This is a genomic window from Sneathiella glossodoripedis JCM 23214 (assembly GCF_000616095.1).
Lineage (GTDB): Bacteria > Pseudomonadota > Alphaproteobacteria > Sneathiellales > Sneathiellaceae > Sneathiella > Sneathiella glossodoripedis.
The window spans coordinates 987,820-1,010,674 of sequence record NZ_BAMS01000001.1; the positions used below are offsets into that span (position 1 = coordinate 987,820).

Here is a 22,855-nt window from a genome sequence, read left to right on the forward strand (position 1 = left end):
TGTATGACATCTGTAATTGACTTCATGGTAGGTGACGTTTACGTTAACGTCAAGTGACGAGTTGGCATGTGGACCGAGACGTAAAAGGCAATTCGCATGCCGTATGATTTAGGAAAGGATCTAGCAATGGCGACACTCGAAGAAATCACCGCAGCGATGAAAGAGCGAATTGGTGAGGATTGCGGACTTGATGCAACACTGAAATTTGACTTTAAAGGTGATGGCTTCATTCATGTGGATGCAGAAACAGTTCCAAATGTTGTAACAAATGAAGATGCCGATGCCGATTGTACCATTAAAATCAGCATTGAAAATTTTGAAGCCTTGGCTGGCGGAGATTTGGACCCTACGACAGCTTTCATGATGGGCAAGCTGAAGATTGAAGGCAACATGGGTATTGCCATGAAATTGCAAAGCGTCTTCAATTAACTGATTATCAGTATTGAGCAATGGAACAACTTCTGTTGCTCAAAGTGATAGATTCTTGAATCGCGTACGCGAAATTTCGATATTTTAGCGATATATGGCTTAATTTGGGTATAAAGAGGCCTAATTGACCTCGCTATGAATTTTTTTCTGTACCTTTTGAATTCAAGCTATTAAGAAGAGCGCTTCGAATTTAAACTTGAACCGAACGGAGCTAGTCACATGACAGCGAGATCTGCACGGAATGGCCGTAATCAGGGCGGTAAGAGCCGTAAAAGCGGTGGCGGTGGACGCGGTAACGGCGGAACCAAAAACTGCCGTTCAAACGCTCAGCGCGCTGCCCGTAAAATTACTCTGAAGATGGGGCGTCACGCTTCCCGTCGTCAGTTGAAAAAAGTTCAGGAAGCAACTCGCGCTGCGAACGCTGCCTAAGCTGTTTTTCTTACGAATCTTAAAAAGCTGCATTTTTGGATGCAGCTTTTTTTATGCTCCTTCTTCAAGGGCTGTATATCTCTCGCCGACATGTTCAAAGCCATGGATATGATGCCACCCATCATTTTGGGCGGCGATTACGATATTGGCGCAGGCCCGGCTATCAGACAGCGCATCATGGTGCTCCAGCTCAAGTCCTAGATAGTGGGCAACATTGGGTAGTTTAGTAGGGCGAACATTCCACATTTTACGGGCCAGTTGTACCGTACAGAAAAATTCGGTTTCCGGTGCCTGTACGGCGTACCGCATGCAACAGGCTTGCAGAACCTTCCTGTCAAATCCAGCATTGTGAGCCGCAAGGAAATCCACCCCTTCAAAAAGTGGTTTGATATCTTTCCAGAGATCACCGAAAACAGGTTCCGTTTCTACATGATTGTATGTAAGGCCGTGAATATGGGTGAAATAGAATTCGGGGCTTGGCGGTTTTATAAGCCTCGCAACTTCCTCAACTATTTGTCCATCTTCAACCCGCACCAGACCGATAGCACAGGCGCTGTCAGCACTGTGGTTTGCTGTCTCAAAATCAATTGCCAGAAATATGCTCATAGCCCCAGCATATAAAAAAACACCCGGCGGGTCACCGGGTGTTTTGATTTTTAACAAGAGCGGAAACGTATGTCGCTAGGCACTCGCCTTTTTGCGCGCTTCGTATTTCTGTTTTTCCTCTTCAACCAGCTCTTTTTTGGACAGCTTTCCGACCAGCGTTTTTGGAAGTTCTGGGCGGAACTCTACATCAGTAGGTAATTCATGTTTACCCAGTTTGTCCTTCAGAAACTCGCGGAGTTCTTCCAAGGTGAATTCAGATGCACCCTGTTTGAGTTTGATAAAGGCCTTGGCTGCTTCACCGCGATAATCATCGGGAATGCCGACAACGGTTACTTCTTCAACGCCCGGATGCTCAAAAATGGCTTCCTCAATTATTCGTGGATATACGTTAAAGCCGCCGGATGTAATCATATCCTTTGTGCGGTCCACAATATGCATGTAGCCATCTTCATCGAGATAACCGGTGTCACCGGTCATAAAGAAATCACCGACGAACGACTCGGCAGTTGCTTCTGGCTTGTTCCAATAACCCTTCATGATATTGGGCCCTTTGATGCCAATTTCCCCGATTTCACCAACTGGCATGATTTGACTTCTGTCATCCACGTTGAAAATACGAATTTCAACACCTGGAACAGGTACGCCTGCGGCGCCTGGAACCCGTTTGTCTGTCATGGGTGTCGAGGTGCCTGATGGGGAGGTTTCTGTCATACCCCACCCTTCAAGCAGGCGACAGCCGGTAACTTTCTGAAAATGGTCTTGCACTTCTACAGGTAAGGGAGCGCCACCAGATGCACAGAATTTAAGAGAGCTTAAATCATACTTGGCAACATCCGGATGGTTTGCAATTGCCATATACATGGTTGGCACGCCCGGAAAGACCGTGGGTTTTTTCTTGTCCAGATCTTTCATGACGGCATCCAGTTCAAATTTTGGATGCAGAATAAGTTCACCACCGCCCGCAATTCCAAAGTTCATATTCACGGTCAGCGCATAGATATGGAATAGCGGTAGAACACACAAAGTCCGTTCTTTACCATCCTCGAGTACGGCATCATCACCTTGCTGCATTGCTCTCAGTTGCTGACAGGCGGCAACCAGATTGGTATGGGAAAGCATGGCGCCTTTTGGCAGGCCGGTGGTTCCGCCGGTATATTGAAGCACCGCAATGCGTTCATCCGGATTTTTAACTTCTACAGGCTCAAACTTGCCGTCGTTGGCTAAGAGAGACTTGTAAGTTACATGCTGGTCATTATTGGGAACCTTGGAAATTTCCTTGGATTTAACCAATGGATAAAGGAAATTTTTCGGGAATGGCAATACCTCTTTCAAGTTGCCAACAATAATCTTCTTGAGGCGTGTTTTCCCAAGAAGTTTTGCGATATTGGGATACAGGACTTCAAGATCCAGAGTGACGATAAAGTCGGTCTCACTATCTTCAATTTTGTGTGTAAGCTCACGTTCTGCATCAAGCGGAGAATAGTTTACAACTGTACCTCCTGCTTTCAAGATGGCGAAGAAGCAAACGATGTAGTGAGGAGTATTGGGCAGATACAGGCCGACGTGAACACCTTTTTTAACGCCCAGTTGCTGGAAGCCTTTTGCCGCACGATTGACCTGTTCATCCAGTTCTGAATATGTCATCCGTTTGTCCATGAAATCGATGACATAATTGTTCGGCCATTTTTTTACAGCCTCGTCGAGCAGCGCATAGACTGGCTTCCTGTCAATTTCAATTTCCCACTTCACACCTTTTGGGTATGACTTCTCCCATGAAAAATCAGACATTTCCTACCCCTTTAGAATTGTTTCAAAACCCTGTTATGATTTTGTAATAAAGGTACGTTGAATTGACAAAGATGGTCAAAGGATAATTCTCGGATTTCGGTAGTTTTTTCACCTTATTTCGCTCAAAACCAGCTTGCATCTACGGAAAATCGATTAATTAATGACTTCTGGTCAACTGCACCTATTGAATGCCATCTGTCCCGCTACCACAGATTACGACTCCAATTTTTCCAGCCGAGTCTGTATCAATTTTTGCCGTATGAAGTGCAGCGATTGCTGCCGCTGCGGATAACTCTGTCGCGATACCTGCAGTTTGCCATAACCAGCGGGACGCATCGAGCATTTCATCATCTGACACAAGAATGATGTCATCCACAGTATTTTTGATAATTTCCAAGTTTAATTCCGCAGATCGCCGTGGTGCCAGTGTGGCGGCTTTCGTCGTAATGGCCTCTAATGTAATCAGTTTCCCGGCCTTGATACTATTGTGCAGGGTTGGCGCGCCCTCAGCTTCAATGCCAATGATGCGAATATCAGGTTTGATCAGTTTAGCAGCCTGAGCAATGCCTGAAATTAATCCGCCGCCTCCGATGGCGACAAGCAGTGTGTCTATATCAGGGCACTCTTTCAATATTTCCAACGCGATTGTTCCTTGCCCTGCAATAACTGTTGGATCCGCAAATGGATGAATGTAGGTTTTTCCTTCCTGATCACGGGCGTTGAGCGCAAGGGCGTTTGCATCATCCCAAACGGCTCCCGATACAATGACATCCGGGGTGAGTTTTTGAAGCTTTTGTACCTTTGATTGAGGTGTATTTTCAGGCAGATAAATGCTTGTGGGTGTTTGGGTTAATGCACCGGCATAGGCAACGCCCATACCGTGATTTCCACCTGAAGCGGTTACCAGGCCTTTTTTCAAGTCATCTTCAGACAGGGCCAATACCGTGTTTAGGGCGCCACGCACTTTGAACGAGCCGGAGACTTGTAAATTTTCAAGCTTGAGATGAGCGCGAATACCGTTTTGAAGAGGAAGTTCCATAACCGGTGTTTTATGGATGTAGGGGGCCAGCTTTTTAGCAGCCAGTTCAAACGAAGCAAGATCGGGTACCAAAGACATATATAAAACCTAATTTGACGCATTGCAGACAATACAGTCTATACTGGTGGGAAATTTGAGTGCCACAATAGCAGTAAACCTCTGAACGGATCAATTCTCATGCCCTATCAAACGTTTAATTTTTCAATTGATGATCATATCGCGCATATCCAACTGAACAGGCCAGACAAATTCAACAGCATGGTTTTGGAGTTCTGGCAGGAAATGGTGGATGTTTTCTCGCAAATTGAAGAAGAGCCAACTGTCCGTGTTGTAGTTATTTCATCGACTGGTAAGCATTTTACTGCTGGACTGGATCTGTCGGCCTTTTCTGGTCTCGCTGCGGAAATGCAAGGCGACGTGGAAGCGGGGCGGTTACGCGAACAGATGAAAAATAATGTGCTGGAACTGCAGGAGAGTTTCACTGTTATTGAAAAGTGCCGAGTTCCTGTACTGGTGGCTATTCAGGGCGGATGCATCGGCGGTGGGGTCGATCTGATTAGTGCGGCGGATATGAGATATTGTTCCAAGGATGCTTTCTTTTGTATTCAGGAAATCAACATTGGAATGACAGCAGATGTTGGAACATTACAACGACTGCCACATCTTATTCCATCAGGTCTCGTCAGGGAGCTTGCATATACTGGCCGGCGAATGTTCGCGGATGAAGCCAGAAACGCGGGGCTGGTTAATACAGTATATGACACGGCAGAGGAAATGCTAAAGGCTGTGATGGAAATAGCTGCGCAAATTGTAGCGAAATCACCCTTGGCGGTTCTGGGAACAAAAGAAATGCTGAATTACACACGTGATCACAGCGTTGATGACGCGCTGCGCTATATGGCGGTTTGGCAATCAGGGATGTTCTTTTCCGATGATTTATTTGAGGCTGCCGCCGCAAACATGGAAAAGCGGGACCCAAAGTTCGCGGATCTTCTTCCTCCAAAGAAAATGGTCAGAAGAAAGTAGTCTCAGCGTCCAAAGATTTTCCAGATCCCGTCTGCCGTTAAAATGATGTTATCCTCCACATAGAGTTCGCTCCGCACAAACACGACGGAAAGGCCTTGTCGTGTAATGCTGCTTTTCATCTGTACCCAGTCACCCTCTCGAGCTGCGGCAACAAAATCAAAGTTTAGCGAGATGGTGGCGCAGGGCTTTTTCCCTACCGCACGAAACACTTTATGTCCCATCATCTCATCGGCAAACGCCATCATCATTCCGCCATGCAGAATTTTGTTGGCATTGGTATGCTGGCGAGTGACAAGAAATCCAAAGTCATAATGATCCCCGTCTCGTTTGAAATAAAGAGGACCAATTTTTTCGGGAAATCGATCGGGTGCCTGATAAAGACGGAAACCTTCGGGAATGTTTTGAGCTGTCATCTGATATTCTCATTTTTTGATGACCATACTCTGACTTGTCTTTCTAATGCAACTACTGTCCGGAGGAACAGAGCCCGATTTTAGTCAGGCTCTGAATGTCGTTGCCAAGAATGACTTTATTCTTCGCGATAGCCGTTTCGAATTGCATTGTCGATGCAGTCGCTTTTGTTGTGGTAACCTTCTGTCGATGCGCCCACGATACGACCATTTGGAGCTGTGCGCCGCCAGCGCCATTCAGGTTTGTTGGGATTGTTGTCTCTATAAAATTCCCACTTATCGTCTTTTCCAGTCTTATCCATGATTAAGTCTCCAGTTTGTGCTAACACGATAAGAGACGAACAAAGCTATCTAGATGTGAGGGCAAGCTTGTCCAGCCTTGGGAGACCGAATGAAACAGGTAAGCAAAGAATTAGTCGTACATACACATGGTCGGGAGTTGTTGGAAATTACAACACATATCAATGAATGGTTACGACAAAATTCCCTGCAGGAAGGCATTCTCAATATTTTCATCAAACATACATCTGCATCGCTAACTATTCAGGAAAATGCAGACCCGGATGTACTCGTCGATCTGCTATTTTACTTTGAACAGTTGGTTGAAGATGCTCATCCAGAATTTCGTCACAGGGCGGAAGGTCCTGACGACATGTCTGCTCATATACGATCCGCTTTGACCGATGTGTCGCTAACTATACCTGTCATGAACGGCGCCTTAAACCTTGGGACTTGGCAGGGTGTTTACGTATTTGAACACAGAACCAGCCTCATTCACGGCGGATTGTCATGAGCTTTATAGGTACCTAAGAGTTCGGTGCACAATATTTAATTTCCAGAATTTTCCATAAGCCTGATGTAAAACTGGATGATTTCGGCATAGTTATCGATCAGGATCCGCTCATTTGTCCCGTGAACCCGGCCCAGGTCTTCTTTGCCGAAACGCAGGGGTAGGAATCTGTAGCTGTTTTCTGCCAATTCTTCATAATGTTTGCTGTCGGATCCAGCGAGCATCAGACCTGGAGAGACCAGAACATCCGGGAAAACCTCGTGAATGGTTTTTTTGATTTGCCCATAGCTACTGTTGTTGTGTTCTGAAACTTTCGATGGCTCATTACCCTGCTTGATGCGAATTTCAACTTCCGGGTCATCCACAGCGTTTGTTACATGATCAATAACAGACTGAATACTATCGCCGGGAAGTAGTCTGAAGTTGACGATTGCCGTTGCTTTGGTTGGAAGGACGTTGTCTTTAGTTCCACTGTTAAAGATTGTCGCTGCGGTCGTGGTTCTGACCATCGCGTTTGTCGCACCACCTTTACCAAGCTGGCTTATCAATATCGGGTCTAAAAGCCACCTGTTTGAGATAACTGCCTTAAGTGATAACGGCATGTGCGGGGAAAGCGTATCAAACATGTCGGTCACGGGGCGACGCATCGACGCTGGCAGACGGTGCTGTTCAATTCGTGATACCGCGCGCGCGAGTTTTCCAACAGCGGTTTTGCGCGGTGGCATTGATGAGTGCCCACCATCAGCTGTTGCAACAAGCTCCAGCGTCAAATACCCTTTTTCAGCGAGCGCAATAAAGGCAATCGGATCTTCAATACCAGGCATGATGCCTTGTACGACTACCATTCCTTCATCCAGTGTATAGGCTACCTTCACGCCTTGCTCTTTCAAATGAGAGGCTATCTTGGCGGCGCCATTCTCACCGCCAATTTCTTCATCATGCCCAAATGCAAAATAAATTGTATGCTTGGGTTTTAGCCCACTTTTAAGGTGGTGTTCTGCGGCTTCCAGAATGGCAAAAACCGATACTTTATCATCGAGAGTACCACGCCCCCAAATTGCACCATCGGCAAGTTTTCCAGAGAATGGTGGATATTCCCACTTACTCTCTGTGCCCGGCTCAACAGGGACTACATCCATGTGCCCCATAAATATGGCCGCGGGTAAAGTCGGGTCGCGACCTTCCCATTTATACAGAATACTATAATTGCTAATGCGGGTTTTCGTTAGTTGAGAGGCTACATTTGGATAATGAGCCTCTATATATTCGTGTAGATCCTCAAACTCTTGAGCTGCAACCGGCGCTTCGCGGGAGATGGAGATAGTCTTTATCTGAACTGCTCCAGAAAGTCTTTCTGCCGCAGCCATTTTATCAATTTCCGGGGGAGAGTAAGCAATGTTAGGTGGATCGGCAGGCGTGTTTGTCACTGTATTGTAACCAATGATTCCCACTAGACCCACTAGCAAAAACAGGATTAGTAAAAACAGCTTTTTGATCATTGTGCCTCCCCCGGTGTTGTCGAATTTCGGCGATTATATAGAAAAACCACCGAGTTTGGTTTCAAGGTATTCAGCTATACCTTCATGCCCGCCTTCACGGCCCAAGCCGCTTTCTTTCATCCCGCCAAACGGTGCAGCTGCAGCCGTTGGGTTAATGTCATTTATGCCAATAATGCCAAACTTAAGACCCTCAAACATTCTGAATGCCCGGCCTATGTTAGGGGTATAAACGTACGCTGCAAGCCCGTAATTAGTGTCATTGGCTTTTTCCAGAACTTCGTCCTCATCTTCGAAAGTGAGAACTGGTGCTACAGGCCCAAACGTTTCTTCCCGGTAAATCAGCATGTCTTCACGAATGTCTGCCAATACGGTTGGAGCATAGAAATGTCCACGGTCAAGGCCGTCATCCATTAACCTGTGTCCACCGCAAACAAGCCTTGCGCCTTTGTCGATAGCATCCTTGACTTGTCTTTCAACTTTATCGACGGCCCCAGGACCGACAAGTGGTCCTATGCTAATGCCTTCGTCCATTCCGTTCCCACCGCGCATCCGCTGAACACGATTTTGCAGCGTATCGATAAAGGGTTCCGCGATGGATTTATGGACAAAAATCCTGTTTGGACTGATACAGGCTTGACCCGTGTTAAGAAACTTGACGAGAGAGACGCCTTTTGCGGCATGCTCTGGGTCAGCATCTTCAAATACAATAAATGGTGCGTGCCCGCCTAACTCCATTGAGACGCGTTTCATGTTGGCGGCTGCTTCACGAGCGAGCATTTTGCCTACGCCAGTTGAGCCTGTGAATGTTAGTTTTGCAATTTTTGGGTTAGAGACGAATTCCTCCCCAATGGGTTTTGGATCTTCAGCTGTGACAAGATTTACAACACCAGCAGGGATGCCCGCCTCTTCAAATATCTTGAACATTTCCATTGCGCACAAAGGAGTAGCCTCAGCAGGTTTCAAGACGATCGTGCATCCTGCGGCAAGGGCAGGAGCGATCTTTCGTGTTAGCATGGAAATGGGATAGTTCCAGGGTGTGACTGCACCGACAACCCCAACCGGATGCTGTTGGACGATGAAGCGTTGATCCCCCCGTGGGGCTGGTAGTGTTTCACCATAAATTCTTTTGGCTTCTTCAGCGTACCACAGTAGGAAATCAGCGCCATATTGGACTTCATTTCGGGCTGCCTTTAGTGGTTTTCCTTGCTCACTTGTCATAGTGACAGCCAGATGTTCTTTTTTCTCAATCATTAAATTATAAGCACGATAGAGAAATTGTGAACGCTGGTAGGCTGTCGTTTTTGACCAGCTTTTAAAAGCTTCAGCGGCGGCATCTATCGCCCGAACAACATCGATCCTGCTTCCGTTTGGGACATCACCCAATATGTCTCCGTTTGCCGGATTGGTCACAGAAAAGCGGGTTTTATCGGCAGATTCGCACCATTCACCATTAATATACATATTATAAGCCTGTCTATTAGTTGTTCATTTGTCTACGGCCTTAACGCAAATAGCGTTAGCATGTAAAGTTATTAACAGCTTGCCGATGTACAATTCAATGCTTACACATGATGCTCTGAAGCAAAGAGAGGGAAAAATGGCCGATTCAGTGCGACGGGGAATGTTAATAAAGAAGGCTGTAGATGTCATTCGTTCATCCTTGAATGGGCAGACTGTTTCATTAGAAAAACTGTCTGTCGTTGAAAAACAACTAAATGAACTGGCACAGCACAAAGAGCTATTTACGTTTGAGGACTTTCCGCCTCCGACACAGGATGACCCCCGCACAAGCTGCCTTTACCGCCTCTCAGAGGATGAAGATCATCGATTTGCACTTTATGCAAATGTGGCAAATGGTGAAGTGAACGCACCGCCTCATGATCATACAACATGGGCCGTAATTGTCGGAGTGCATGGGCAGGAAGAAAACAGATTTTATAACAAAACCAATAATGGAGTTGCACAAGTTGGCTCTAAGGTGGTCGAGCTGAATAGTTCGGTTAAACTTCTCGCAGATGATTTGCATAGTATTCATATCAAGGCAGGAGAACCTGTATTGAATTTTCACATGTACGGACTTGCACTTGAGCAACTGCACGCTAGAAACTACTGGAGCGAGGTGAAAGGACAGTGGAAAACCTTTCCGGCGCATACGGATATTCGGGAAGCGCGTTGATGAGTGATAATATTATTGCAGCGCCCGAGCTTTATAACTTGATTAAAAGCGGGGCTGAATTTGCTTTAATTGATGTGCGTGAACAGGGAATTCATGCGCAGGGGCACCCGCTCTTTGCGGCCTCGATACCGTTAAGTCGTATTGAATTGGAAATAGAGCGGCTGGTCCCAAGAAAAGCTGTCCTTGTTGTTTTAATGGATCAAGGAGGGGCAGATAATCTTGCTCAACGAGCGGATCAAATTCTGAAAGATTTTGGATATACCAATGTTGCTCGTTTGGAAAACGGTATTGCGGGCTGGCATGAGGCCGGCTTCGAGTTGTTTTCCGGTATTAATGTTCCCAGTAAAGCATTTGGTGAGTTTGTCGAACATGAGTGCCAAACTCCTCATATCGACGCGACTGAGTTAGCCAGACGGCTGGGAGAAGGGGAGGAAATATCAATTTTTGATAGCCGTCCTTTTGAAGAATATAACCGTATGTGCATTCCCGGTGGAATAGATATGCCCGGTGCCGAGTTGGTCCATAGAATCACAGCCAATGTTAAAAATGAGTCAGTTCCGATTGTCGTAAATTGTGCCGGGCGCACGAGAAGCATTATTGGCGCGCAGTCTTTACGAAACGCTGGAGTTCGTAATGAAATCATGGCGCTTAAAGATGGAACGATGGGATGGTATTTATCTGGTTTTGAAACAGAAAAAGGCGCCGAGCGGATTGCAGCTGTGCCAACTGATGAACAATTAGCGGAACAAACTGGAAATGCGCGTGAGTTTGCTGTCAAGTGTGGCGTAAGATATTTGAAGCCCGCTGAATTTGATAAAATGATGCATGAGAGTGTGGGGAAGACGACCTATCTTCTCGATGTTCGAACCTTGGAAGAGTTCGAACAAGGGCACATTAAAGGGAGTCAGCATGCGCCCGGCGGTCAATTGGTGCAGGCTACAGACGAGTATGTCGCAGTCAGATCTGCAAATCTCATCTTGATAGATGATCGGCAGGTTCGTGCTTGGATGACTGCTTCGTGGTTGCGACAAATGGGATGGACCGACGTATATGTCTTTTCAGAACTGAAGGCCACGGAATTGGAAAAAGGTGTCATGGCCGCTCAATCATTGAAAGAATGGGAAAGCTTGTCTGCGATGGAGCTTGATGCAGTACTCCAGTCTGGAGAGCCTGTTGCAGTTCTGGATTTTTCAACATCGTTACAATATCGCAAGTCACACATTCCGGGAGCGTGCTGGGTAATTCGTTCGCGCATTGAACGTGATTTAATGTTGTTGCCCCCTGTTGGGTTGATAATTGCAACAGCGGAAGATGAGCGAATGGCACATCTTGCTGCACCTGAGATCCGAGAAGCCAGGCCAGAGGTGATAGTTAGAGTTCTTAAAGGAGGAAATCCTGCCTGGCGTCGAGAGGGGCGGACTATAGAAACAGGAGATACCCGTCAACTTAGTCCGGCCGAAGATGTCTGGTACAAACCCTACGATAACAAAGACAAAGTTCGCGAGCGGATGCAGGAATATCTTGAGTGGGAAGTGGGGCTCATCTCGCAAATCAAGCGTGACGCTACGGCAAGCTTCCAAATCATGAAAACATGGGACAAATAGCAGCGTTACTGCCAGCCTACATGCTTGCAATCTTTATTAAGAGCGCATAGCATGTCGACAAATGGATGCAACAGACATCCTGAAGAATAATGGAGAAACCCCAATGGATTTGTCGTTCACAGAAGAAGAATTAGCCTTTCAGGCGGAGGTTCGCGAGTTCCTCGAAAACAACTTACCTGCGGAAGTAAAAGACAGGTATCAGCGTGGCTTGCATTTTGACAAGGAAGGGCAAGTGCGTTGGCAAAAAATCCTGAACGAAAAAGGCTGGATGGCACCTAATTGGCCAAAAGAATATGGTGGTACGGGGTGGACTGCGACCCAGAAGTATATTTTTGCTCAGGAAATGGGCCGGGCTTCGGCACCGCCACCTATGCCGTTTGGCGTAAGTATGGTTGGTCCTGTGATTTATACTTTTGGTAATCAGGAACAAAAAGACTATTATCTTCCCAGAATTCTCAACTCTGATGACTGGTGGTGTCAGGGGTATTCCGAGCCGGGCTCAGGTTCAGATCTGGCCTCTTTGAAGACAAGGGCAGACCGGGATGGCGATGACTATATTGTAAATGGTCAAAAAATCTGGACATCACATGCGCAACACGCAGACATGATTTTTTGTCTGGTCCGGACAGATCAGGATGCTAAAGCTCAGGAAGGTATTTCCTTCCTGCTTATTGATATGAAATCCCCGGGCATTACAGTTCGCCCTATCATTGGCCTTGATAAAGAACATACTTTGAACGAGGTTTTCTTTGACGATGTGCGGGTACCGATTGCCAACAGAGTCGGTGAAGAAAACAAAGGCTGGACATACGCCAAGTTCCTTTTAGGAAATGAACGGACCAGTATTGCCAGAATCGCCCAATCAAAGTTGCGGGTGGAACATTTGCATGAAATCGCAGCAAGTGAGCGTGTAAACGGAGGTCTGTTAAATCAGGATCGGGATTTTATGCGCAAATTGACCCAGATTGAGGTCGATTTGATGGCGCTGGAATATACTGAATTGCGGATGCTCTCAAAAATCGAAAAAGGTGAAAAACTGACAGCAGAGCCCTCCTTGTTGAAAATTAAGGGCTCCGAGATTCAGCAGAGATTGACTGAATTACTCGTGGAATCTTTGGGAATGTATGGTGCGGCTTACGAAAGTCAGGCTGTTCGTGAAGGGCGCAATGATCTGAATTTTGCACCAGATTACGCGCATGGGCCTATGGCTGAACACCTTTATCTTAAAGCTGCCACGATCTATGGTGGTAGCAACGAAATTCAACGAAATATCATTTCCAAAATGGTACTGGGATTATAAGGAAGAAAAACAATGGATTTTGAACTCTCAGAAGAGCAGGTGTTGCTTAAAGACAGCGTGGATCGATTTGTACAGAATAATTACGGTCCGGAAGATCGTCTTAAGCTTTCACAGACGGAATTGGGCTTTAGCCGCGAACACTGGAAACAGATGGCTGAACTTGGTTGGCTGGGTATGGCCTTTTCAGAAGAGGTTGGTGGTTTTGGCGGCGGTGCTGTTGAAGTGATGATTATGATGGAAAGCATGGGCCGCGGTCTTGTGCTTGAGCCGTTTGTTTCAACAGTTTTATTGGGGGGCACTTTAGTCGCTGAGGCTGGTAACAACGAACAGATTGAATCAGTAATACCCTCTGTTATTGAGGGCGAAACAATGTTGGCATTTGCGTATGCTGAGCAACAGGCACGCTTTAACCTCAATGACATTGAAACGACAGCGACCAAGTCAGGGGATAATTACATTCTGAATGGTACGAAGATTGTTGTCTATCATGGAGCAACAGCAGACAAGATTGTTGTTTCTGCTAGAACCAGCGGAAACTCACGTGATGCAGACGGCATTTCTCTGTTCTTGGTAGATAAAGATGCAGCCGGCCTCGATATTCGCGGTTATGCAACTGTTGACGGACAGCGGGCAGCAGATATCCGTTTTGACAATGTGTCAGTACCCTCTTCCGCCTTGCTGGGTGAAGAAGGAAAAGCCGCGCCATTTATCGAACGCGTTGTTGATCGGGCAATTGGTGCGTTGTGTGCGGAAGCTGTTGGTGCAATGTCTGCAGCAAACGAAATTACAAATGAGTATTTAAAAACACGTAGCCAGTTTGGTGTGCCTATCGGAAAATTTCAAGTACTCCAGCACCGTATGGTTGATATGTATATGGAAGCGGAGCAATCAAAATCCATGTCGGATATGGTTGCGATGAAGCTTGACCTTGGACATGATGATGATACGCGTAAAGCCGTATCAGCAGCCAAGGCTCAGATTGGGAAATCAGCAAAGTTTGTTGGTCAGCAGTCTGTGCAGTTGCATGGCGGCATGGGCATGACCGATGAGTATTCAATCGGTCATTACTTTAAGCGCCTGACAACGATTGAAATGCTTTTTGGAAATACAGATTTCCATTTGGATCGTTTTTCAAGCTTGTCTTAAAACTCGTTTGATTTTATCAGAAAGGCCGATGCGAATTGCATCGGCTTTTTTTATGGAGCTTCAGGATGCCGATTAACTGGATTTTTATTGCATGTATTTTAGGTGCGATGGCGGTTATTTCAGGCGCAATAGGTGCCCATATCACAGTGGGGAACGGGGCGGCAAAATCCTTTCACGACACAGCACTTGTATATCACATGTTCAGCGTGGTGCCGTTAATTGCCTGTGGTTATCTTAGCAATCGTTCGGGCGGGCATAACTTCTGGGTGACATTGTCTGCAAGCCTGTGTTTGGTTGGCGCGGTTTTCTTTTGTGGCTCGTTGTATTGGCTCGCATGGACGGGTGAGGGATTGGGTTTTAATATAGCTCCAATTGGTGGGGTTCTGATGATTGCTGGTTGGATCGTGTTGGCAATCGCCAGTGTGAAGACCAGATTGCTGTAAGGGCGCAGTGGTTAGGGCTGCGCCACTCCTTCTATGGTCGCCTGTTTAAAGTGCCGCCGGCATAGAGCAATATATTTATCGTTCCCGCCAATTTCTTTCTGAGCCCCTTCGACTATTGGCTTCCCATCGGCACCTACACGGATGACCATTGTTGCCTTACTTCCGCAATGGCAGATTGTTTTTAGCTCTTTCAGTTCATCAGCCCATGCCAATAGATGCAGACTTCCTTCGAACAGGTTTCCCTGAAAATCAGTTCGCAATCCGTAACATAAAACCGGAATTTTTAACTGGTCGGCGACCTCAGACAATTGCCATACCTGGTCGCGTGAAAGAAACTGGCTTTCATCAACCATCACACAGTCAATTTTTCTGTTTTTTATTGTGTCTTTGGTAAGTTCCAGTAGATCAGTTGTGTCCGAAAACAAATTTGCTTTCGCCTCCAATCCAATGCGCGACGCAATTTTCCCAATACCAAAGCGATCATCAAGTGCCGCGGTCAGTAACAGGGTCTGCATGCCTCGCTCTTCATAATTGAAAGAAGATTGCAGAAGCGTAGTTGATTTACCCGCATTCATGGTCGAATAATAGAAATAGAGTTTGGCCATAAGGTATTACATTTCTGTCCATGGAATAGGTTTGGTCGAGTAGGATACATAAAGAGGATGTCTGGGTTGGTCAAACTTTGTTAGTGCCAAAATATGAGGGGTGATTTTTGCATCTTTCAAAAGTTTTCGGACTTGCATGTCTCTTTCTTGATGTACGCCGTGACTACCCCAGGCGCATACTGTCATATTTGCTTTGCGGGCTGTTTCCAGTAAAATTTCGTCATTTAAAGGGCCAATTGGGTGTTTGGCCTTTTTGAGATCTTTGGGATCCGTCGCGCGAAAAGCAAAAATGTTGATAACTTCTAACGCGCCAAATCCCATTTCCACGGCGCGGCGATGACATCTTTCGACAGTAGGATCGTTTCGCGTTGCGTCAGCGGTTGAAGGATTAAGCATCAAAAAAGCGACCGAAGGGCCGTCTGCCCACCTTCGCCATAATTTGTAGCGATAGGCATTGCATTCACTGAACAGGGCGTCGCTTTCGCCAAAATATTGAGCGTCCATTAGATGTTTGGCCTTACCTCAAGCTCAGGATAATAGACAGGATCTGTTTCCTGTGACCATTGCGGTAATTTTTTCATGATATGCTTGAAGGCATTATGTTCCAGCCAGTATTCCAGCCAGTTTTGCAGTCTTGGGTATGGAGCATTGTCGAACCAGCTGCGATCGCTATTGGCAAATTGGCGGACAAAAGGAAAGATGCCAATATCAGCCATGCACGGGGATTCAGAAAGCAGGAATTGGTTGTTTGCAAGCAGCTTTTCCAGCTTGACGAAAAAGATTTCACCCTCTTCGCGGTAATGTTCTCGAGAATTTTCCAGAAACCGCACATGGTATTTATAGCGATCCAGTGCCGATTTGAAGGGGCCGTCGGTTTCATCCAGAAGATCCGAAATCATAGTGCGCATATCTTCTTGTTCTGGATACAGGTGCATCGGGTCATTTTGTTGCGCAGCCCAAACCATAATATCACGGCTTTCTTCAAGAACGTCACCATTTTCCAGCACCAATACTGGAACAGTGGCTTTTGGGCTGACTTCAAGCATTTCCTGCGGTTTGGACTTTAGGAGAATATCCCTGTGTTCAACTTGTACGCCAGAAAAGTAAATCATCATTCTGGCGCGCATCGCATAAGGGCAACGGCGAAAGGAATACAGAACAGGATGTGACCGGGGTTCGTCAGTCAATGTTGTCTTATTGCTTGGTAGATTAATCATGCTTAACACCTAAGGTATCGCACATAATCTGTAAAGACTAGTCGGTGAGCTTACCAGCGTAAGCGGTTGACGCGACGTAGCATTGCCGCGCGCAACACTTCGTTTTGACGGGCCACCTGATCAATTATCAGGTCATCCTCATCAAGTTCAGAGACTTCCTCTTTTTCAACCCTGTTAATATTCGGCACAGGTGTTGCTGCGACGGATACAGCCATATAGGCACGTGATGCTTCTTTCGCGGACGGCTTGATGTCATCTGAGCCTTCCATCAACTCAGAAGGCTGAGGATGGAAAATATCTTGCGCCTTATCACGAGTAGGGGCAGCAAGAATATTCATTTCTTCGGGTGCGAGATCCGGTGTGAGTAACGTTGGGTCATTGCTCGAAGTTGCTACAGTCTCTTCCGTGGCAATAGAGACTTCCGAGCTGATTTCTTCAGTCGGCAACGTTTCCTCGACAGCATCTGTATCGTCAGGGGCAGTGGCTTCACGTGCGGCCTGTGCTCGCTCGTAAAGTGGCGTCTTTTTAGTTGTCTCCTGGGCGGGGAGAGTTTCTTTTGGATCTACAAAAACAACATTTGAAATATCGGTATCGTCTTCACTCGGTTCCCGATCCCGTTTTTTACTGGCCAGAATCTGTTGCATGCTGGGCGGATCTTTACGCCGTGTAGTATTGTTTAGGTTTTCTGGGGTCCAGGCTTCTCCCACAATTTTTTTGCGTGCAGGCTTCTTTGGGCGGACTTGCTCTGTTTCTGGTGGCTTAACATTCTCAATAGGAGTTGTTTTGAGCCTTTGTTTGGCTTCTTTTGCAGCTTTAATTCCTGCGTTAAAGAAGGGTAGCCTTTTTTCCACATGGGTAACCAAATACAGCATTGCGCCGCTTAAGCGCTTGTTGCGTTTTTTCAGGCGCTGGTTTTCGGCAATAAGGCGCTTCTCCCGGTCAGTCAGGTTTTCCGGTTCCTTATAAAATCCGTTGAGCTTTTTGCTAGCGAAGTTCATATGGCGCGCCAGTGCCCCCCTCGGCACCAAAAATATTGGTTTAGTGTAAACAGTTTTTTAGCGATGCAACCCCCGATCGCGGCAGTAGTCTAATGCAGAAAAATCTTTTAGAAAACACCTGATTTGTCTTTCTTCGCCGCTTTATGCTTGTAAAAACAGCAAGTGCTTAAATTTCGTTTGATTAATTATTGTTCAAAATCGATAGCTGCTTAATTTTTGGGCGGTTATTTTGATGAAGTGGCTGTTTTGCGTGCATTAATGATGCCGGGATATGGTGTGCTTTGTTCGGATATTTTTCATAAAATTGAACATGTTAGCAGCGCATTAAGTAATTTTTTCCGTATTGGCACAGCCTTTGCTCTGTAGGTTGCAGTGCAAAAATAACAGATACGGAGGTGCACATGTTCAAACTCACAAAATATTTAGGGAAACTGTCCGCAGCGACAATGGTTGCGGCCGGTGTGCTGGGTATGTCAGCACCCGCAGCAACTGCCGCTGATGATGTCATCAAGGTCGGTGTTCTTCATTCTCTTTCAGGGACAATGGCAATTTCAGAAACGACCTTGAAAGACTCGGTTCTGATGCTGGTTGATGATCTGAATAAAAAGGGTGGTCTTCTAGGCAAGAAAGTAGAGGCTGTTGTTGTCGATCCCGCTTCAAACTGGCCCTTGTTTGCTGAAAAAGCGCGTGAATTGATCGAAGTTGAAAAGGTTGATGTCGTCTTCGGTTGTTGGACTTCAGTTTCACGCAAATCAGTGCTGCCTGTATTTGAAGAGCTGAACAGTATGCTGTTCTATCCGGTGCAATATGAGGGTGAAGAAAGTTCGCGCAATGTTTTCTACACTGGCGCGGCCCCTAATCAGCAAGCGATTCCAGCTGTAGAGTATCTGATGAGTGAAGATGGCGGTAGCGTCGAGCGTTGGGTGCTCGCAGGAACCGACTATGTGTATCCACGTACAACTAACAAAATTCTTGAAGCGTTTTTGAAATCAAAAGGCGTGAAAGACGAAGATATCATGATCAATTATACTCCTTTCGGTCATTCCGACTGGCAGACAATTGTATCAGATATCAAGAAATTTGGATCAGCGGGCAAAAAGACAGCGGTTGTCTCCACAATTAACGGTGACGCGAATGTGCCATTTTACAAGGAATTGGGTAATCAGGGCATAAATGCATCAGATATTCCAGTAGTGGCGTTTTCTGTGGGCGAAGAGGAACTCGCCGGCCTCGATACAAAGCCATTGGTTGGACATTTGGCCGCATGGAACTACTTCATGAGCGTTGAAACCGCGGAGAATGCAGCATTTATCGAAAAGTGGAAGGCATTCATCGGGGATGAAAAGCGGGTAACCAACGATCCAATGGAAGCCACTTATATCGGCTTTAACATGTGGGTGCAGGCCGTCAAACAGGCTGGAACTACTAATGTAGATGCCGTTCGTCAGGCGATGTACGGCCAAGAAGTCAAGAACCTGACTGGCGGTGTCGCCGTCATGAATACAAATCATCACCTGTCGAAACCTGTTCTTATTGGTGAGATTCAGGAAGATGGAATGATTGAAACAGTTTGGAATACTGACGGTCTTGTGAAGGGTGATGCCTGGAGTAATTATATTCCTGAAAGTGCAAAGCTAACAGCGGACTGGACTTACCCATTCGTATGCGGTGGTTGTGAAAAACCAATGTTTTAAACGGTGAACCGGGTGAGGGATTGCCCTCACCCTATCCTCTTTGCAACTGGAACCATCCCCATGCGTACCCATACTCTAATTGCGAGCGTGTTGCTTTGCTTTTTGGCAATATGTACTCGGCCGACACCTGTGAGCGCCGACTCAGCCGGTGAACTGGTTAGCGGCATCGCGCAAAAAAGTTTTTCAAAAAAGGCGGCTGCGGTCGAAAAATTGGCAAGTTCAGGAAATGAAAATGCCGCTCTAATTTTGAATGCCTTGATGCAGGGTAATCTCTATAGAGTAAAAACTGATAGCACGCGTGTTGTGCTTGTTTTAAGTGAGGAAGGTTCCCTGAAAATATCGGATCCAGTGACCGGAGCAGAGTTTCCCTCGCTCACAAAATCCGATCTTAAAAAAATTCGAATTAACAACAAAGTTCGTTCAGCTATCAAAGCTGGGCTGGGACGGCTGGATCTTACACATATCGACCCGGATCGCCGATTGTCAGCCGCAGCCGCAGTGTTCAAGAGTGGCGATCCGACCATGTTGCCAGTGCTTGAAGAGCTGCTTTCAAAAGAGCAGGATGAACATGTTAAATCAGCATTTAAAATTGCTGTAGCATCACTTCAACTGATCAACGGGCAAGATAAAAAGATACGCTTAAAAGCGGTTGAAACTTTGCAAGATGCTGGCGGACAGGAAGTTAAAGGTCTGTTGTCAAAAGCAGCTTTGCAGCTCGCAACAGAAAAATCGGAAGGTTCGGCAGAGATTGCGAAAGCCGTTGAAAAAGCTTTGGCTTCGGTTGATAGGCAGCTTGCCACCTACGGAATGGTAGAAAATCTGTTTCAGGGACTTTCGTTAGGATCGGTTTTATTGCTGGCAGCTATCGGTTTAGCGATCACTTTCGGTGTCATGGGCGTTATTAATATGGCGCATGGTGAAATGGTGATGATAGGTGCCTATACGACATACGTTATACAGGAAACCTGCAGGCTCTATATGCCGGGTGTTTTGGATTATTCCCTGATTGTTGCTATCCCATTGGCTTTTCTTGTCTCAGGTCTCTTTGGAATTTTGCTGGAGCGATCCGTAATTCGCTTTTTGTATGGCAGACCTCTTGAAACTTTGCTGGCAACCTGGGGAATTAGTCTAATTTTGCAACAATTTGTAAGGACGATTTTCGGGCCAACAAATAAAGAGGTGAGCACTCCTAGCTGGCTCAGTGGTGCCTGGGAGATAACCAGCGGATTATCTGTTACCTACAACCGCTTGGCAATTATCGTATTTGCGCTTCTTGTCCTTTTCTTTTTGATGCTTGTGCTGAAGAAGACTTTGTTTGGGCTTCAGATGAGGGCTGTTACGCAGAACCGCATGATGGCTCGTTCAATGGGGGTTCGAAGCGCGAGCGTTGACGCTTTGACATTTGGTCTCGGCTCTGGTGTTGCGGGTATGGCAGGCGTCGCTCTTAGCCAGATTGATAATGTGAGCCCTAACCTTGGGCAGGCTTACATCATTGACAGCTTTATGGTTGTGGTGTTTGGCGGAGTTGGCAACTTGTGGGGAACGCTTGTCGGCGCTGGATCACTTGGCATCGTCAACAAATTCCTTGAACCCTATTCTGGTGCGGTCCTGGCAAAAATACTGGTTCTTGTCGCCATAATCTTATTCATACAGAAACGACCCCGGGGCCTCTTTGCTCTAAAAGGTCGCTCTGTAGAGGGGTAAATACATGCCTGCTCTCTCTAATAACTCAACAGAAAAAGGTCCGTTTGTGTCTCTATTGGCGGACCTTCCGGGTGGTGGCAAAGCGTTTATGGGGATACTCCTTGCTGCCACCCTTTACATCATCATTGGAAATGTCTGGATCCCCGCAGATAGTTTCTTTCACGTTCCTACTTATATGGTCAGCCTGCTTGGGAAATATGTGTGCTACGCACTATTGGCGCTGAGTGTTGATCTGATTTGGGGCTATTGTGGAATTTTGAGCCTCGGTCATGGTGCGTTTTTCGCACTCGGTGGGTACGCAATGGGAATGTATCTCATGCGCCAAATAGGAGACCGTGGAGTCTATGGAAATCCGGACCTCCCTGATTTTATGGTGTTTTTGAACTGGCAGGAGTTGCCTTGGTACTGGTTCGGATTTGATAGTTTCATTTTCGCAGCCTTAATGGTGATGTTGGTTCCAGGTCTGCTCGCATTTGTATTTGGCTGGTTTGCTTTTCGCTCTCGTGTGACCGGTGTCTACTTTTCGATCATAACACAGGCTATGACCTATGCTTTGCTGCTGGCGTTTTTCCGAAATGATATGGGGTTTGGCGGGAATAACGGGCTGACAGATTTCAAGGACATATTAGGCTTTGATTTGCGAGCAGATGGTACAAAAATCGGCCTGTTCTGTGGATCTGTAATTGCGTTACTCGTGGGATATTTGGTGTGTGTTTACATCACTCAGTCCAAGTTCGGTCGCGTTTTAATCGCTATACGCGATGCGGAAAGTCGGGCCCGTTTCACTGGTTACCGTGTGGAGTTTTATAAACTAACGGTCTTCGTCATATCGGCGGTTTTGGCCGGCATCGCTGGCGCGTTCTATGTCCCGCAGGTTGGTATTATCAATCCATCAGAATTCTCACCTGCAAACTCGATTGAGATTGTCATTTGGGTTGCGGTAGGCGGAAGAGGCACCTTGTGGGGAGCCGTTTTGGGAGCGGTATTGATCAACTGGGGTAAAAGCTACTTTACCGGGGCATTACCAGATGCATGGCTTTATATGCTTGGTGGGTTGTTTGTCTTTTCCACACTAGTTCTTCCCAAGGGAATAGTCGGAACAGTACCGCTATGGGCTGAAAAGATTAAGCGCAGGATAGCTCTTAAAAGTTCTGCTGCAGACACGGGAGTGAAGTGATGGAAATGCAGGTCAGCAAAAAGACGTCTGATGCGATAAGTTCAATTCTGTATCTCGACGGAGTTTCCGTTAGTTTCGATGGATTTAAGGCGTTGAACGATCTTAGCTTTGTGGTTGAGCCGGGTCAGATGCAGGCGATCATTGGACCAAATGGAGCTGGCAAGACAACAATGATGGACGTCATCACCGGCAAAACACGCCCTGATGAGGGTGAAGTGTATTTTCGGGATAATTTCGATTTAACGCAGCTTGATGAAGCTCGAATTGCCAATCTGGGGATTGGGCGTAAATTTCAAAAACCTACCGTTTTCGAAAGTCATACGGTTTTTGACAATCTGGAGCTGTCCTTGAAGGGGGACAAAGGACCGTTTGCGACGTTATTTGCCTCTTTAACGGAAATGGACCGCTCTCGTATTGAGGATGTTCTCGAAACAATAAGGTTGAGCGAGAAGAAAGATTGGCTGGCTGGAGAGTTGTCGCATGGACAGAAGCAATGGCTCGAAATTGGAATGCTGCTGATGCAGGACCCTGAGTTATTGCTGGTCGATGAGCCTGTTGCTGGCATGACAGACGCGGAAACTGTACAGACAGCCGAGTTACTCAGGCTGATTGCGAAAACTCACTCTGTCGTGGTTGTCGAGCATGATATGGAGTTTGTGCGTTCATTGAAATGCAGAGTGACCGTACTGCATGAAGGGCATGTTCTTGCTGAAGGGTCGCTGGACAAGGTCTCAAATGACCCGCAGGTTATCGAAGTATATTTGGGGCGATAGTA

At 46.5% G+C, this 22,855-nt stretch carries 24 protein-coding genes; 13 read left to right on the forward strand and 11 right to left on the reverse strand.

Features of this window, described 5'->3' with window-relative positions; genetic code table 11:
* Positions 1-96 precede the first annotated feature (96 nt).
* Together JCM23214_RS04910 and JCM23214_RS04915 are read left to right on the forward strand one after the other, a co-directional pair.
* Positions 97-429: an SCP2 sterol-binding domain-containing protein gene (locus JCM23214_RS04910; protein WP_199899307.1), complete on the forward strand. Its 333-nt coding sequence runs from the start codon at positions 97-99 to the stop codon at positions 427-429.
* Positions 430-648: 219 nt separating this feature from the next.
* Positions 649-858, forward strand: coding sequence for a hypothetical protein (locus JCM23214_RS04915; protein ID WP_025897889.1), 210 nt, complete (start codon positions 649-651; stop codon positions 856-858).
* Between the two features lie 51 nt (positions 859-909).
* On the opposite strand, the gene JCM23214_RS04920 is transcribed toward JCM23214_RS04915, so the two are convergent.
* From JCM23214_RS04920 to JCM23214_RS04930, 3 genes are all read right to left on the reverse strand, one after another.
* Positions 910-1,464, reverse strand: coding sequence for a 3'-5' exonuclease (locus tag JCM23214_RS04920; RefSeq protein ID WP_025897891.1), 555 nt, complete (start codon positions 1,462-1,464; stop codon positions 910-912).
* Positions 1,465-1,539: 75 nt separating this feature from the next.
* The gene (locus JCM23214_RS04925) at positions 1,540-3,252 is read right to left on the reverse strand and encodes a long-chain-fatty-acid--CoA ligase (RefSeq protein ID WP_025897893.1); all 1,713 of its coding nucleotides are present in this window, start codon (positions 3,250-3,252) and stop codon (positions 1,540-1,542) included.
* Positions 3,253-3,433: 181 nt separating this feature from the next.
* Positions 3,434-4,369, reverse strand: a complete 936-nt coding sequence (locus tag JCM23214_RS04930; RefSeq protein WP_025897895.1) for a threonine ammonia-lyase — start codon at positions 4,367-4,369, stop codon at positions 3,434-3,436.
* A 99-nt stretch (positions 4,370-4,468) separates the two neighbouring features.
* On the opposite strand from JCM23214_RS04930, the gene JCM23214_RS04935 reads away from it, so the two are divergent.
* Entirely contained in the window at positions 4,469-5,317 is an 849-nt protein-coding gene (locus JCM23214_RS04935; protein WP_037492592.1) for a crotonase/enoyl-CoA hydratase family protein, read from the forward strand.
* A 2-nt stretch (positions 5,318-5,319) separates the two neighbouring features.
* Here the strand turns inward: JCM23214_RS04935 and JCM23214_RS04940 are convergent, their stop codons facing one another.
* Together JCM23214_RS04940 and JCM23214_RS04945 are read right to left on the reverse strand one after the other, a co-directional pair.
* Entirely contained in the window at positions 5,320-5,730 is a 411-nt protein-coding gene (locus JCM23214_RS04940; RefSeq protein ID WP_025897897.1) for a PaaI family thioesterase, read from the reverse strand.
* A 116-nt stretch (positions 5,731-5,846) separates the two neighbouring features.
* The gene (locus JCM23214_RS04945; RefSeq protein WP_025897898.1) at positions 5,847-6,029 is read right to left on the reverse strand and encodes a DUF1508 domain-containing protein; all 183 of its coding nucleotides are present in this window, start codon (positions 6,027-6,029) and stop codon (positions 5,847-5,849) included.
* 89 nt (positions 6,030-6,118) lie between these two features.
* On the opposite strand from JCM23214_RS04945, the gene JCM23214_RS19150 reads away from it, so the two are divergent.
* Positions 6,119-6,520, forward strand: a complete 402-nt coding sequence (locus tag JCM23214_RS19150) for a secondary thiamine-phosphate synthase enzyme YjbQ (protein ID WP_199899308.1) — start codon at positions 6,119-6,121, stop codon at positions 6,518-6,520.
* Positions 6,521-6,555: 35 nt separating this feature from the next.
* Here the strand turns inward: JCM23214_RS19150 and JCM23214_RS04955 are convergent, their stop codons facing one another.
* Complete coding sequence (locus JCM23214_RS04955) at positions 6,556-8,016, reverse strand: M20 family peptidase (protein WP_025897899.1); 1,461 nt, start codon at positions 8,014-8,016, stop codon at positions 6,556-6,558.
* Between the two features lie 33 nt (positions 8,017-8,049).
* Positions 8,050-9,477: an NAD-dependent succinate-semialdehyde dehydrogenase gene (locus tag JCM23214_RS04960; protein WP_025897900.1), complete on the reverse strand. Its 1,428-nt coding sequence runs from the start codon at positions 9,475-9,477 to the stop codon at positions 8,050-8,052.
* Between the two features lie 136 nt (positions 9,478-9,613).
* On the opposite strand from JCM23214_RS04960, the gene JCM23214_RS19155 reads away from it, so the two are divergent.
* The 5 genes from JCM23214_RS19155 to JCM23214_RS04985 all read left to right on the forward strand — a co-directional run bounded on the left by JCM23214_RS19155 (position 9,614) and on the right by JCM23214_RS04985 (position 14,685).
* Positions 9,614-10,192 (forward strand): cysteine dioxygenase family protein, encoded by a 579-nt coding sequence (locus JCM23214_RS19155; RefSeq protein WP_148301769.1) that lies wholly within the window; start codon positions 9,614-9,616, stop codon positions 10,190-10,192.
* Entirely contained in the window at positions 10,192-11,796 is a 1,605-nt protein-coding gene (locus JCM23214_RS04970) for a rhodanese-like domain-containing protein (protein ID WP_025897904.1), read from the forward strand. Before JCM23214_RS19155 ends, JCM23214_RS04970 begins: the two co-directional genes overlap by 1 nt.
* Before the next feature lie 103 nt (positions 11,797-11,899).
* Entirely contained in the window at positions 11,900-13,096 is a 1,197-nt protein-coding gene (locus tag JCM23214_RS04975; RefSeq protein ID WP_025897906.1) for an acyl-CoA dehydrogenase family protein, read from the forward strand.
* A gap of 12 nt (positions 13,097-13,108) precedes the next feature.
* Positions 13,109-14,242 (forward strand): acyl-CoA dehydrogenase family protein, encoded by a 1,134-nt coding sequence (locus JCM23214_RS04980; protein ID WP_025897907.1) that lies wholly within the window; start codon positions 13,109-13,111, stop codon positions 14,240-14,242.
* Positions 14,243-14,307: 65 nt separating this feature from the next.
* Positions 14,308-14,685, forward strand: coding sequence for a DUF423 domain-containing protein (locus JCM23214_RS04985; protein WP_025897910.1), 378 nt, complete (start codon positions 14,308-14,310; stop codon positions 14,683-14,685).
* 11 nt (positions 14,686-14,696) lie between these two features.
* Here JCM23214_RS04985 and JCM23214_RS04990 read toward each other — a convergent pair whose 3' ends face one another.
* From JCM23214_RS04990 to JCM23214_RS05005, 4 genes are read right to left on the reverse strand one after another with little or no spacing between them, the layout of a single operon-like run.
* Entirely contained in the window at positions 14,697-15,290 is a 594-nt protein-coding gene (locus JCM23214_RS04990) for a thymidine kinase (RefSeq protein WP_025897912.1), read from the reverse strand.
* A 6-nt stretch (positions 15,291-15,296) separates the two neighbouring features.
* Positions 15,297-15,794: a DUF1643 domain-containing protein gene (locus JCM23214_RS04995; protein ID WP_025897914.1), complete on the reverse strand. Its 498-nt coding sequence runs from the start codon at positions 15,792-15,794 to the stop codon at positions 15,297-15,299.
* Entirely contained in the window at positions 15,794-16,507 is a 714-nt protein-coding gene (locus JCM23214_RS05000) for a glutathione S-transferase (protein ID WP_025897915.1), read from the reverse strand. The genes JCM23214_RS04995 and JCM23214_RS05000 overlap by 1 nt, the downstream gene beginning before the upstream one ends.
* A 50-nt stretch (positions 16,508-16,557) precedes the next feature.
* A complete protein-coding gene (locus JCM23214_RS05005) occupies positions 16,558-17,505 on the reverse strand; it encodes a hypothetical protein (RefSeq protein ID WP_025897917.1) in 948 nt (315 codons plus the stop codon).
* A 446-nt stretch (positions 17,506-17,951) separates the two neighbouring features.
* Between JCM23214_RS05005 and urtA the strand changes: the two genes are divergently transcribed.
* From urtA to urtD, 4 genes are all read left to right on the forward strand, one after another.
* The gene (gene urtA / locus JCM23214_RS05015) at positions 17,952-19,199 is read left to right on the forward strand and encodes an urea ABC transporter substrate-binding protein (protein WP_199899413.1); all 1,248 of its coding nucleotides are present in this window, start codon (positions 17,952-17,954) and stop codon (positions 19,197-19,199) included.
* A 60-nt stretch (positions 19,200-19,259) separates the two neighbouring features.
* On the forward strand, positions 19,260-20,903 hold the full coding sequence (gene urtB / locus JCM23214_RS05020) for an urea ABC transporter permease subunit UrtB (RefSeq protein ID WP_025897920.1): 1,644 nt from the start codon (positions 19,260-19,262) through the stop codon (positions 20,901-20,903).
* 88 nt (positions 20,904-20,991) lie between these two features.
* A complete protein-coding gene (gene urtC / locus JCM23214_RS05025; RefSeq protein WP_051548082.1) occupies positions 20,992-22,080 on the forward strand; it encodes an urea ABC transporter permease subunit UrtC in 1,089 nt (362 codons plus the stop codon).
* On the forward strand, positions 22,080-22,853 hold the full coding sequence (urtD, locus tag JCM23214_RS05030) for an urea ABC transporter ATP-binding protein UrtD (protein ID WP_234397636.1): 774 nt from the start codon (positions 22,080-22,082) through the stop codon (positions 22,851-22,853). Before urtC ends, urtD begins: the two co-directional genes overlap by 1 nt.
* The last annotated feature ends 2 nt before the right edge of the window (positions 22,854-22,855 follow it).